Source organism: Photorhabdus tasmaniensis, from assembly GCF_011189505.1.
GTDB classification, from domain to species: domain Bacteria; phylum Pseudomonadota; class Gammaproteobacteria; order Enterobacterales; family Enterobacteriaceae; genus Photorhabdus; species Photorhabdus tasmaniensis.
Map to the genome: position 1 here is coordinate 23,345 of NZ_PUJU01000014.1, position 12,928 is coordinate 36,272.

Here is a 12,928-nt window from a genome sequence, read left to right on the forward strand (position 1 = left end):
TAATGATTGATTTTCTGGTGATTTATATAAAACAAATGAGGAAAAGTCATGAAGTTTTTAATTAATACTGATGTAACTAACTGGGTTTCACATAAAGATTGGTTTAACGTTCCATTACGATTGTTTGTAGTGCCAAAGGATGATGATGGCTCGGTATTATTAGAAAATTATAAAAGTAAAATTGTGGTGCATGGCTTGAATGATGGCGAATATGAAATTGTAAATAACAATAACGTATTTGATCCTATCAGTAGAACATCTGAAATATGGGTAAAAGTCAAAACAGATCAAAAAGTTAATGCTACAGTTAAATTTGTTGCTGAAGTCACAGATGCGAGTGACAATGTAGTTGCAGAAGCCGTTCTGGATCGATTCAAGCTTAAATCAACAGGATTGGCTGCGCCTATATATCCGGCAAATTATGATAATGTTATTGACAGCGGTGATATAAGAGCAGGCGTTAAAGTACTTTTTGCTGATTCTAATATCTTAAATAAGCATGAACTGAAATTTATTTTTGATGATAGTATTGAAGTTGTTCCAAGTGTACAAGATAGTAATGATATCCGTAGCTTAACTATAAAGAACTCTCTTCTTACTGCCGGTAAACACGATAGTGTTTATTATACTATTAGTGAAAGCGGTAGTGCTAAATTCTCTAAGGTTCAACGTATATTTGTAGAGCTTGATGAAAATCCTGTGGCAATTCAGATTCGTCGTGATTTGGAAGTGCCGTATATTGATGAATATGATGAGAGTAGAGGGCGGCCAATTGGTGAGAGTATTATTGATTATGATATCAATATTATGGTCAATGATGTTAAGCTTAAAGATAAGGAATTGAAAAAAGGTACCGTTCACGTAAAAGGATATTCTGATGATAATCAGGATGTTGGGGAAATAGTATTAAATATAGAGTCTTTAAATGGTGATGAAAGTAATATTTTCCGTTTAGCTGTAATTAATCCTGAAGCAAATGCTGATGGTCAGCCCGGTGGTGTTGAGTTCTTCAATTATATAGGTAATGGTTGGGTAAGAGTTCATTACGAAATATCATTTGTTGGTGAAGTAAACATACTGCATAAATCTAAAGAGAGAGTTTATAAAGTCGTTCTTGATTAATCAGGTTGGTATTTCTAAATGTGTTGTTGCATACATAAAAAAAGCCCAATTTACATTGGGCTTTTTTCTCAGACTTTGCATCTGACAGTGTCGGAAATTTTTTGTAGCATCTCCGAACTTAAATTTGGCTCCTCCAACTGGACTTGAACCAGTGACATACGGATTAACAGTCCGCCGTTCTACCGACTGAACTATGGAGGAATCGTTCCTGAGAACGCGGCGAATGTTAGCGATGAACTGAAACGCTGTCAACGCAAAAAATCTTATTGTTTTATTGTTTGTTCGCTATATAAACACATTGTGTTATAACTATGCTACTTTACTGAAACTGAGTACTTTTATTTATCATCGGCAATGATGTCTCTGTATGCGATTGCTCAGGGAATGCCATGATATAAACATCATAAAAATGTATTTCACCTTTCATTTTTATAATGCGCTTGATTTCATCCTTTATTGCCAACGGAACATGAGGGTGGAGATGGAGTTCGTTAATGGCTTGGTCTGAGATTTTTTCGCTGACGAACCATTCGCCGTTGTAACATACTCGTAGATCAAGCACACCGATATCATCAAACCGATATACGGGCTTAATTTCGAATAATAAAACAGCCGCCATAACAATGAAAAGTACGGTGAAGGCTAGCAGTGAAAGTAAACCAAAATATGGGGCGTACCAGATAAGTGCAGAGAGAATCAGGTAGGAAACGAGCATAGCCAGGCAAAGGTAAGGATGGTTGCTGATAAACTGGCTGTTAAAACGGAGTTTGCCATCACGCTGTTCTTCAATGTTGATTCGTTCAAGATCCTGAATCAGTATCTGCTTAATGATATTCATATGTTGACCTGATTAAATGAAGAGAAAGTGAAATATTTTCATAATTATCGGTCCTTAAGGCTAGCATGAGAGAGACTATCTGACGTAGATCAGTTGTTATATTTTAATCTACCAACTGTTATTGATTGAGATTAATCCTAGTGCTTTCATTAAGATAAAGGTTGAATAAATCAAAAAAATTTATAATTAATGACTTCATTTTTTATATTATTGCTCTAATAATGAGCGAAGGCGTTTTTTTTAAAACATGAATGCATAAAAAGGTTGCTATTCTTTTTCTATCATGAGTTAATGCAGCCGGCCTGATAAACAGACCTACTTTATGTACGACATCTTGAGTTAATGAGTTATGTGTAAGTGTTATCCTCAGATAGCCTTTGTTGACCGTTTCCTTCTTAGTGCCTCCATAAGTAATAGCTGATAACTGGCCAGTACATGCCCATGTTGGCAAAATTTTTTTGATATATAGGAAAGTCACAATGTCTGACAAAATGAAAGGTCAAGTGAAGTGGTTCAACGAGTCTAAAGGCTTCGGTTTCATCACCCCAGCTGACGGTAGCAAAGACGTATTCGTTCACTTCTCTGCCATTCAGGGTAACGGTTTCAAAACTTTGGCAGAAGGCCAGAACGTAGAATTCACCATTGAAAATGGTGCTAAAGGCCCAGCAGCAGCAAACGTAACTGCTATCTGATTGCCTGAATGATTTTTAAGTCCGTCATTGTCTCAATATAGTGGCGGGCTTTTTCTTTGTTAGAGTAATATCTTTCTTTACTTATTAAGTACTCCTGATTATACTTCGGGCAAACTTTATTGAGGAGATTAGATTCATTGGACAGTCGAAGTTTTTGGTTGAATAAAAAATAAAACGGCAAGCTGTTCATTTCCTTTCGATTTGCTGCTTGCTGAACAAGGCGGGCGGTACCACTCAAAATATCTGAGCTGTACTTACTCAAAGACGGTATTATCCGGTACTCAGTGGAGTCGCTGGGGATAGTATATTGGGTTTTCTATTATGCTGTTATATATTTACATTTTGTTACCTCCAGGTATGTACAGAAAATAATGCTGAATTAAACATTCAGCACAAATTTCTGTGTGCAAAATAAATGCACATGATTATTTATCCATTTAGTTGTATGGAGAATGTCATGTTAATAACTCCTTTTGTCTTTCATCTGTTGTCAGCTATGTGCTTTGGTGCGTTAATTGGTGCTGAACGTCAATGGCGTCAACGTATGGCGGGTTTGAGAACGAATGCATTAGTTGCGACTGGTGCCGCTGTTTTTATACTCAGTTCAATAACAACTTCACCAGATAGTGCTGGTCGTATTGCTGCGCAGGTTGTTTCAGGGATTGGTTTCCTTGGTGCCGGTGTCATTATGCGAGAGGGCATGAATATTCGTGGATTAAATACCGCAGCAACTTTGTGGTGTTCCGCAGGAATTGGTGTGTTATGTGGCCTTGGGCAGTATTGGCTGGCTGCGATAGCGACAGCGATTATTCTTTGCGCAAATATATTATTACGTGAAGCTGCTCAACGCATTAATTTACAACCCAGACAGCTGGCCGCTGATCAGGCACAGCGTTATAAAATTCACGTAGTGTGTGATAGTAATGATGGAGTTCTGGTAAGAACTTTAGTGTTACAGGCTCTTAATGGAGTAGCCGTGAGGCTACAATCACTGAGTTTCACTGATATGCTCCAACCTGGAAAACTTGAAGTGTGTGCTGAAGTGTTAGCAACACTCACTGATCAAAAAGAGATAGAAGCGATTGTTTGTCGTATGAGTTTGGAAAGAAGCGTTAGCTCAATAAACTGGAAAATTGCTTCTGAGCTATAAATCTGAAAATTATTTGTATAAAACAATAATAATTTTGTTCGATAAAGAGTCACGGTTTTTCCATCATGTAAAACCAATAGAGCGTTGCCTATAGCATGTTTTTTCAGCTAGGCAACGCGTAATTAAGAAATTATTTTCCGAATAATGTGGTTTTTATTTAACCAATTGCGCTTTTGCTTATTATATGGGTTGGTTACAAATTTGCTTTATGTGGATAATGATTTTTTAATGTTATTATTTGTAAATGGTTTTATTAGAATGTAGATGGTTCAATTTTAGTATTTTTTACTGATGTAATTGTAAGCTAATTAATTATTGAGATGTTGCTGATGATTGTCACTCTTACATCAAGTTTGGTTGGGTAAAGCTGATACCGGTATCATACGCAGATACAGAAAAATTGATGAGTCACCATTTTATTTTGTTTGGCATTGGCTGCCTATTACTGCTCAGAACTTTCAGTGGAAATATCATTTTACTTGCAAAAGTGAAGTAGAGGAAATGATCTAAGTTTGTTCTGATATAAGAGTAAAATAGATAATAATTCTGCTTGATGAAGTATGCCGTGAAAAAATAATAGTAGTAGCTAATGGTTACCATCAGACAAAATTTCAGCGTATTAATTTGGCAGTTCGATATTTGTTCAATGATAAAGTAAAAACACTTACTACTTTTTGATGGTGAAGGAGCCGTAATATTACAAGAATGACTAACTTTTTTTGTTCCCGCAGAGGAGAGAGTTACCTTTGCTATTTCTGTATTAAAAGAGTATGGAGGGACAGTAAAAGTTCTTACCGAAGATAATTCTGTTATTACTGTCATGGCTTGTCATGATGTAGGATTAGATTCCGATGTTATTTTAATAACCCAACAAACTGAGCAAGTAGGTGCTGGAATCCTGGGAAATGGAATAAGAGTGGTATTTAGTGAACTGAGGTGTTGTAAAGATCCCATGTTATAAAAGAACCGGTATACGGAGGGTTTACCTGGTAATGACATTAATAAGGCCATGGTATTGAGATATGTTGATGTTACAACAGGTACAGATAGACAAAAAAAGTGATAGATATTACCCGACTTGGGAAAAATCAGCGAGGATTAGACAAAGGATAGTTAAGGGAGATAGACGTTAGGGAATATCATCAAGTGCTTGAATATAACGGTAAGTTCAGACTTTAGTAATGTTTTTTCAATGTTAATTGTCAGCATTTTTATTTCATTTTTTCTGATGAAAAATATTCATTTACTAGTACAAAATTTGATATGTGATATTTCGTAGCTTTCTTTACATTGAGATAAAATGGATAGGGAGTTTCTGAGAAAACTTTATCAATGAGGGGCTAAAAATATTGGATATTTTATTTTATTTTATTGTATTGGCAGAATTGTTTTATTATATAGGAATATATGTTGATATTAGGCATTTTTTCAGTAAAAAATGTTGTATTAGTGGTTTTATTCCATTCAGATCAGTGTATTCAATGGCAGGTGCGGTTTGTTTGTATTTTGCTCTCATGAAGGATATCTTTTATCCAAGATACAACGGTCTATTCAGTATTATTGATTGCATAACTGATAATGATTCTCGATATCTATTTTATTCTTTTCTCATTTAATCCGCTAATGGGTTTAGAGTTTTTGTCCTAAGAATGTTTTCTGTGGTTAGATGGGACTGTAATCAGTTGTTGCATTATTTTCCATGCTCGGAGAATGGTTATTAGTCACTTGAAAAAGTATAACTACTATTTATATAGGGAAATAAATTACTTATCAAAGTAATATCTTCTATATATTTGATATGAAAATATTATGATATTTTTATTATCAATGATTATTAATTATATTATCTTGGTAGGATATTGCTTTTATTTTACTGCCTTATCATCATTGATTGTTTTTACAACAATTCTTAATTAATTATTTTGTCCTTATGGATTTTATTTTTTTATCTATGATTATCATTGAAATAAATGGTGTTTAGAATGTCTATTAATTTCAGCCCTATTGGTGTTTTTTACATATGAAAATAATGTTTTTGGGAGAAGGGTTGTAAATTTTGCATGAAATAATGTATGATGATGAAAAGTTGTTTTAATAATTTTATTTAATTTGTATTATAAGAGCATGAACTCTGAAATAGTATATGTTATTTGTCTAAATATTGATTTATGAATTATATAATAAGTGGTGATTATATTCGTGATTGGTATTTTTTATATATTTATTTTGATTGAGGATTTTATATCTGTAATTATATCTATTATAAATCTTTAAAGTGGAATATTAGATTAATAAATAACCTAATGTTTATTTAAAATGCCTAATGTTTTTAAAGAATATATATTGATTATGTGTAAATTTAATTAATTTATAATTTAAAATATGAAAACTAAAGGCGAAAAAGATAAAGTAATCAACAAGAGGCTTTTGTGTTTTATTATATTATGAAATATGATTTTTTGATAAGTTTTTTTAATGATTTGTGTCGTTGATTTGATTGCTTGGAGTCAAAATTGTTTGCATTTTCGATTATCTTTATACTGTATATTGCCTGTTATTTAAGCAGTAAAGTGCTATTGTAGTTGTTTTTTTATTCATTATCTTACTGTATTTTATACTATTTTTGTATGGTTAGTGTTATTTGAGCGTGGTGGTATGTGTTTTTAGTTAAGTCTTGCGGTTAAAAAAAATACAAATCTAAACTAAAAGTGATCATACCCGTATCTTTTTTGCAACCAGATTTTACATAAAATCAATCTATTTTATCGTACAAATGGAAAAGTCAGATCTTAGAATAAGATGATTGTTTATACCTATTACTCAGTGATAAAACTTATTTTGTTATAATTATTTGACTAAGGGTGGCTTTTTTTGTCGTTATTTTGAGTTTATAAGTTTAATAGATCGTATAAAATCAAAAAATATACCTAATATTTTTATTTAGATAATTTAACTTATTAGGATTGGAAATTTGGATTTTATTTAATTGTTTGTGTGATTAATGATCAATTTATCGATTAAATGCATATTAAAAGCCTTTGTTTTTGTGAGTTATGTCACATAGTATTTAAAATTGCATTCTCTTTCCGTTGTATAAGTTGATGATTCAGGAGTAAAGTTGTTCTGGATTAGGAATATTCTTAATCGACAGTAAAAATGTTATATCAGGTAACGCGATAATACCTTTGCAGCTCACTACCGTAATATTTTTGAGGTTGGACGAATCAAAAGTAATACAAAGGATGGTTACTGCTATGACTAAGCTTGTATATTTTAGTTATGTAAGAGATTATTAATCCCTAAGCTATTTTAGGAATTTTGTCACGAGTGGTTTTTCGAACACTTAACTGATTTTTTAATGTAATCGGACGGGATAGACAAATGAGTACGGTTGAATTGCTCAAACATATTTATGACATAAATTTATCGTATCTGCTTTTAGCTCAGCGGTTAATTAACCATGAAAAAGCATCAGCGATGTTCCGTTTAGGTATTAGCGATTCTATGGCTGATACGTTGTCTGAATTGACATTACCTCAGTTGATAAAGCTTGCCGAAACTAATCAATTAGTCTGTAATTTCCGGTTCGAAGACAGTGAAACTATTCAGCAGCTTACCAAGGAATCTCGAGTAGATGATTTACAACAAATACACACAGGCATTTTGTTATCTACTCATTTGTTTCAGCAGTTATCATCGAAAGACGATACATCAGTGAAAAAAAGAGCATAAGAGATGGCCGAGAAAAGTATAGTTCAAGAAGCTAAGGATATACATCTTGCGATGGAACTCATCACTTTGGGCGCACGATTACAAATGCTTGAAAGTGAAACACAATTAAGCAGAGGGCGACTAATTAAGCTTTATAAAGAATTGAGGGGAAGCCCTCCGCCTAAGGGGATGCTGCCTTTTTCAACAGATTGGTTTATGACTTGGGAACAAAATATTCATTCATCAATGTTTTATAATGCCTATCGTTTCTTACTTAAAAGCGGTTATTGCTATGGTGTGGAGGCGGTTGTTAAAGCTTATCGGCTCTATCTTGAACAATGCCCTCCTGTTGAAGGGGATGCTCCTATTCTGGCGTTGACTCGCGCTTGGACTCTGGTACGTTTCGTAGACAGTGGCATGTTGCAACCTTCACAGTGCCGTACTTGTGGAGGAACTTTTATTACTCATGCTCATCAACCTGTGAATAGCTTTGTTTGTAGTCTTTGCCAACCGCCATCACGCGCAGTAAAAAAACGTAAACTTTCCTCTCAGTCTGCCGATAGTAATTCACAACTGCTGGATGGACTTGCTCAGCGCGCAATGTGAATTTAAATGGGAAAACCATTCCTACAGGTTACGGATTTGCACTTTTTTTCTTGTAGCCTGTGTTGAAACTACAACCATTCTGGATTCAGACTGTTCAACTTCCCATCCGCTCACCAACTTAGCTAAAGGATATCGCGTGTTAGTACTTTTAGGATATATCGTAGTTTTTGGTGCGGTAATCGGTGGTTACCTGATTGTAGGTGGTCATTTGGGCGCACTTTATCAACCTGCTGAATTTTTAATTATCACTGGTGCTGGCATCGGCGCTTTTATTGTTGGTAACAACGGAAAAGCGATTAAGGCAACATTGCGTGTTTTGCCAAAGCTAATGCGCAGATCTAACTATAACAAAACGATGTATATGGATCTGATGGCTCTGCTTTTCCGATTATTAGCAAAATCCCGTATGCATGGTGTTTTGGCATTAGAGCGGGATATTGAAAATCCGCAACAGAGTGATATTTTCACCCAATATCCACGTTTGCTTAAGGATCAGCATTTGATGGATTTTGTCACCGATTACATGCGGTTGATTGTGAGTGGCAATATGAATCCTCACGAAATTGAGGCTTTGATGGATGAAGAAATTGAAACTTATGAGCAGGAAAGCGAGATCCCGGCGACCAGTCTGACGATGATTGGCGATTCACTTCCTGCTTTTGGTATTGTTGCTGCTGTTATGGGGGTTGTTAATGCTTTGGGTTCGGCAGATCGTCCGGCAGGAGAGCTTGGCGTGCTGATTGCTCATGCTATGGTTGGGACATTCCTCGGTATTTTATTGGCCTATGGTTTTGTCTCGCCATTGGCAACTTTGCTACGTCAGCGCAGTGGTGAACATATTAAAATGATGCAATGCATTAAAGTGACATTGCTATCCAGCCTGAACGGCTATGCCCCGCAAATTGCTGTTGAATTTGGCCGTAAGACATTGTACCTCACGGATCGTCCTTCTTTCACTGAGCTGGAAGAACATGTTCGTCGGGTGAAAGCGCCTGTTCAGCAAGAAACTGAAGAACAAGTATGAAGGAGTGTAACGTCTCGGTCATTAGGGTAAAAAGACGTAAAAAAAATGACATCGGACATCATGGAGGTTCATGGAAGATTGCCTATGCTGACTTTATGACTGCCATGATGGCATTTTTTCTGGTTATGTGGCTGCTGGCAATTTCCAGCCCTCAGGAGTTGACCAGAATTGCAGAATACTTCCGCACCCCGTTACAAGTTGCAATAAATAAAGGGGAACACAGCAGTGATAGCACTAATCCTATTCCTGGGGGAGGGCAGGATATACTTTATCAGGAAGGCGATATTTTGCGTCAGGTTGAAGTCGTTGAAGATAATGATGAATCCCGCAGGTTAAACAGGTTGCGTGAGCAACTCGATCAGTTGATTATTACTGATCCCCGCCTTAAAGCATTACGTCCACATCTGTTGATTGACATGATGGATGAAGGGTTACGTATCCAGATTATTGACCGGGAAAATCGGCCAATGTTTATGATTGGCAGTGCAAAAGTCGAAAGCTACATGAGTGATATCTTGCGGGCTATTGCACCAATCCTGAACGGTATTCCAAATAAAATCAGCCTGTCCGGTCATACTGATGACTTGAAATATGCCAATGGTGATCGTGGTTACAGTAACTGGGAGCTATCCGCAGATCGGGCTAATGCGTCAAGGAGAGAGCTGCTGATAGGCGGGTTGGATGAAGGCAAGATATTGCGGGTTGTCGGTATGGCTTCAACGGTCCGCCTGAAGCAGGAAGATGCCAGTTCACCGGTTAACCGTCGTATCAGTATTTTAGTGCTCAATAAGCAAGCGGAAGAGCGGATTGAACAGCAAAACACCGGTAGCAATTCCTTGATTATTAACGATAGTCAGGAAATTCACGAGGTGATTAGAAAGGATTCGGCTGAAAGTGAGCCAACACAACAATCCAATGAAATCACAATATCGGCTCAATCAGAATCACTGAGTACTGAGCCTAATCGTGGTACCGACTAAGGTGACAAAGTAACGATGGATATTACCGCGTTTTATCAGACTTTTTTTGATGAAGCAGATGAATTGCTGGAGGATATGGAGCAGCATCTATTGCAGCTTGATCCCGATGCACCAGATCAGGAACAGTTGAATGCTATTTTTCGCAGTGCCCACTCAATAAAAGGGGGAGCTGCGACTTTTGGTTTTATCAAGCTACAGCAAACTACGCATGTTCTGGAAAATTTGCTCGACAGCGCCAGACGAGATGAAATGAGTCTGACGACTGACATTATCAACCTGTTTTTAGAAGCGAAAGATATTATGCAACAACAGTTGGATGCCTATAAAAGTTCTCAGGAGCCGGATGAAAGTGCGTTTATCTACATCGGTGAGACTTTGCGCCAGCTTGCATTGGAAGTACAGAAAGAAAATGAAGGTGAGGTTGAGCTTGTCATCGCTGAGGTAGCATCAGGATTGTCTGAATCCGAACCAGAATTAAAACCGGAACCTGTTGTGACTAAAAACCAGCAAGGCAGAGTTCGGGTTCATCTGTCTGGTCTGAAAGAGCGCGAAGTTTCTTTGATGCTGGATGAACTGGCTAATCTGGGGGAGGTTTATGATGCTGAACAGACCCGGGATAGTGTGGAAGCCTCATTGGTAACATCAGCCACAGAAGATGACATTACCGCTGTGCTCTGTTTTGTGATTGAGCCAGAACAGATCACTTTTTTGCCGGTAATCGAACCAAAAGATGAAGTTAAAAACCGGGATGCAGATAAAGCCGTCAAAGTGGCGGTGCCGGAAAAAAGAGCCATACCGCCGGCTGGGCGTCCTGCACCTATGCCACCGGCTGGATCGCCACGTCAGCGTGCAGAATCTTCCAGCATTCGGGTTGCAGTTGAAAAGGTTGATCAGCTGATCAACCTGGTGGGTGAATTGGTTATTACACAGTCTATGCTGGCACAGCATTGTAACGATCTTGAACCTAATTCACATGGCGATTTACTGAATTGCATGGTTCAGTTACAACGGAATTCCAGAGATTTGCAAGAGTCTGTGATGTCTATTCGTATGATGCCAATGGAATATGTGTTCAGCCGTTATCCACGTTTAGTCAGGGATCTTGCTGGCAAACTGAATAAAAAAGTGGATCTGACTTTGATTGGCAGTTCCACTGAACTGGATAAGAGTTTAATTGAGCGCATTATTGATCCGCTGACCCATCTGGTCCGTAACAGCCTTGATCATGGTATTGAAGAACCGGAAGTTCGACTGGCTGCGGGTAAGCCTGAAACGGGTAACCTGACACTTTCTGCTGAACATCAGGGCGGGAATATCTGCATTGAAGTTGTCGATGATGGCGCTGGGCTGAATCGTGAAAAAATTCTGGCCAAAGCGATATCACAAGGGTTATCAGTCAGTGAAAACATGAGTAACGAAGAGGTTGCTATGTTGATTTTCGCCCCTGGTTTTTCCACTGCTGAAGTGGTGACAGATGTGTCTGGCCGTGGTGTAGGCATGGATGTGGTCAAGCGAAATATTCAGGAGATGGGAGGACAAATCCAGATTAACTTCCAGGCAGGTAAAGGGACAGTGACACGAATTTTGTTACCTCTGACGTTGGCAATCCTCGATGGTATGTCAGTGAAAGTGAATGACGAAGTGTTTATTTTACCACTGAGCGCGGTAGTCAGCTCCCTTCAGCCGCAGGAAGAGGATATTTATCCATTGGCTGGTGATGAAAAATTACTGCATGTCAGAGGAGAATATTTACCACTGATTAAGTTATATCGGGTTTTTGATATTTCTGAGGCGAAAACAGATCCGACGAAAGGGATTATTGTGATTGTACAGAGTGCTGGTCGTCGTTATGCTTTGCTGGTTGATCAGTTAGTTGGGCAGCACCAGGTGGTTGTGAAAAATATCGAAAGTAACTACCGTAAAGTACCGGGAATATCCGCTGCCACAATTATGGGCGATGGCAGTGTGGCACTGATTGTTGATATTTCTGCATTGCAGCAGCTCAATCATGACCAACTGGCACTGAGCAAATCTGAGTTATTAGAAAGAAATAAGTATTGAATGGGGCTTTATCCTCATAGAAAATCGTCAAGCTCACAGCAAAAGGTAAGGTTATGTCGGCCATAGAAGCTTTTAATAAATTGTCGGGAGAAACTGCCGGGGAAGGATATCTGGTTTTTACCCTGGGTGATGAAGAATATGGTATCGAAATACTTAAAGTACAGGAGATACGTGGTTATGATCAGGTCACCCGTATTGCAAATACGCCCGCATTCATAAAAGGGATAACCAATCTACGTGGTGTTATTGTTCCTATTATTGACTTGAGAATTAAGTTCGCTCAGGAAACTGTTACCTACAATGATAATACAGTGGTTATTGTGCTGAATCTGTTGAACCGAGTGGTTGGTATCGTTGTTGATGGTGTTTCAGATGTTTTATCGCTTAAAGCTGAACAAATCTGCCCGGCTCCGGAATTTGCAGTGACATTGTCTACTGAGTATCTGACGGGCTTGGGTTCACTTGATGATCGCATGTTGATTCTGGTGGATATTGAGAAGCTGCTAAATAGTGAAGAGATGGAGCTGGTAGATTCAGTGGCTAAAAACTAGCTATAAAAACTCGCCATAAAAATAGTCATCAAGAATAGCTGCCATGACGACTAGATGGCAGCTATTTTTTGTCTATTCCTTGTTGATCCCAATCAGAAAAAATATTCAAATTTCTTTGAGTTGACCAGTAAAGTTTCTTTTCATTGTGCCGATAACTGAGCCATGCTGATCTATCTATTGTAAAAAAGGGAAA

The 12,928-nt window shown here is 37.6% G+C and carries 11 protein-coding genes and 1 tRNA gene; 9 read left to right on the forward strand and 3 right to left on the reverse strand.

Translation table 11 applies throughout. The features are described from left to right. The first annotated feature begins 48 nt into the window (after positions 1-48). On the forward strand, positions 49-1,122 hold the full coding sequence (locus C5471_RS08535) for a hypothetical protein (protein ID WP_133815927.1): 1,074 nt from the start codon (positions 49-51) through the stop codon (positions 1,120-1,122). A 125-nt stretch (positions 1,123-1,247) separates the two neighbouring features. Here C5471_RS08535 and C5471_RS08540 read toward each other — a convergent pair. Further along, a tRNA-Asn gene (locus C5471_RS08540) sits at positions 1,248-1,323 on the reverse strand. A gap of 118 nt (positions 1,324-1,441) precedes the next feature. After that, positions 1,442-1,960, reverse strand: coding sequence for a YlaC family protein (locus tag C5471_RS08545; RefSeq protein WP_133815926.1), 519 nt, complete (start codon positions 1,958-1,960; stop codon positions 1,442-1,444). A gap of 479 nt (positions 1,961-2,439) precedes the next feature. On the opposite strand from C5471_RS08545, the gene cspE reads away from it, so the two are divergent. Continuing rightward, positions 2,440-2,652, forward strand: a complete 213-nt coding sequence (gene cspE / locus C5471_RS08550) for a transcription antiterminator/RNA stability regulator CspE (protein WP_010847246.1) — start codon at positions 2,440-2,442, stop codon at positions 2,650-2,652. On the opposite strand, the gene C5471_RS23940 is transcribed toward cspE, so the two are convergent. Then, entirely contained in the window at positions 2,645-2,914 is a 270-nt protein-coding gene (locus tag C5471_RS23940) for a hypothetical protein (protein ID WP_207627262.1), read from the reverse strand. The two genes, cspE and C5471_RS23940, sit on opposite strands and share 8 nt — an antisense overlap. A 195-nt stretch (positions 2,915-3,109) precedes the next feature. Between C5471_RS23940 and C5471_RS08555 the strand changes: the two genes are divergently transcribed. From C5471_RS08555 to cheW, 7 genes are all read left to right on the forward strand, one after another. Then, positions 3,110-3,802 carry an MgtC family protein gene (locus C5471_RS08555; RefSeq protein ID WP_166295792.1) on the forward strand — a complete coding sequence of 231 codons (693 nt, stop codon included), beginning with the start codon at positions 3,110-3,112 and terminating at the stop codon, positions 3,800-3,802. Between the two features lie 3,381 nt (positions 3,803-7,183). Beyond that, positions 7,184-7,534, forward strand: coding sequence for a flagellar transcriptional regulator FlhD (flhD, locus tag C5471_RS08560; protein WP_133815925.1), 351 nt, complete (start codon positions 7,184-7,186; stop codon positions 7,532-7,534). Between the two features lie 3 nt (positions 7,535-7,537). Beyond that, on the forward strand, positions 7,538-8,119 hold the full coding sequence (gene flhC / locus C5471_RS08565) for a flagellar transcriptional regulator FlhC (protein ID WP_133815924.1): 582 nt from the start codon (positions 7,538-7,540) through the stop codon (positions 8,117-8,119). Positions 8,120-8,255: 136 nt separating this feature from the next. Further along, on the forward strand, positions 8,256-9,143 hold the full coding sequence (gene motA, locus C5471_RS08570; RefSeq protein ID WP_133815923.1) for a flagellar motor stator protein MotA: 888 nt from the start codon (positions 8,256-8,258) through the stop codon (positions 9,141-9,143). Continuing rightward, positions 9,140-10,123, forward strand: a complete 984-nt coding sequence (gene motB / locus C5471_RS08575) for a flagellar motor protein MotB (protein ID WP_133815922.1) — start codon at positions 9,140-9,142, stop codon at positions 10,121-10,123. The genes motA and motB overlap by 4 nt, the downstream gene beginning before the upstream one ends. A gap of 15 nt (positions 10,124-10,138) precedes the next feature. Then, positions 10,139-12,184 (forward strand): chemotaxis protein CheA, encoded by a 2,046-nt coding sequence (gene cheA, locus C5471_RS08580; RefSeq protein ID WP_133815921.1) that lies wholly within the window; start codon positions 10,139-10,141, stop codon positions 12,182-12,184. Between the two features lie 53 nt (positions 12,185-12,237). Next, entirely contained in the window at positions 12,238-12,735 is a 498-nt protein-coding gene (gene cheW / locus C5471_RS08585; RefSeq protein WP_133815920.1) for a chemotaxis protein CheW, read from the forward strand. Positions 12,736-12,928: the final 193 nt, after the last annotated feature.

Excerpts from the sequence above, each read along its gene's own strand:
- cspE (WP_010847246.1), top strand. The coding sequence starts at position 2,440 with ATGTCTGACAAAATGAAAGGTCAAGTGAAGTGGTTCAACGAGTCTAAA.
- C5471_RS08555 (WP_166295792.1), top strand. The coding sequence starts at position 3,110 with ATGTTAATAACTCCTTTTGTCTTTCATCTGTTGTCAGCTATGTGCTTT.
- cheA (WP_133815921.1), top strand. The coding sequence starts at position 10,139 with ATGGATATTACCGCGTTTTATCAGACTTTTTTTGATGAAGCAGATGAA.
- C5471_RS08535 (WP_133815927.1), top strand. The coding sequence starts at position 49 with ATGAAGTTTTTAATTAATACTGATGTAACTAACTGGGTTTCACATAAA.
- C5471_RS08545 (WP_133815926.1), bottom strand. The coding sequence starts at position 1,960 with ATGAATATCATTAAGCAGATACTGATTCAGGATCTTGAACGAATCAAC.
- cheW (WP_133815920.1), top strand. The coding sequence starts at position 12,238 with ATGTCGGCCATAGAAGCTTTTAATAAATTGTCGGGAGAAACTGCCGGG.
- flhD (WP_133815925.1), top strand. The coding sequence starts at position 7,184 with ATGAGTACGGTTGAATTGCTCAAACATATTTATGACATAAATTTATCG.
- motB (WP_133815922.1), top strand. The coding sequence starts at position 9,140 with ATGAAGGAGTGTAACGTCTCGGTCATTAGGGTAAAAAGACGTAAAAAA.
- flhC (WP_133815924.1), top strand. The coding sequence starts at position 7,538 with ATGGCCGAGAAAAGTATAGTTCAAGAAGCTAAGGATATACATCTTGCG.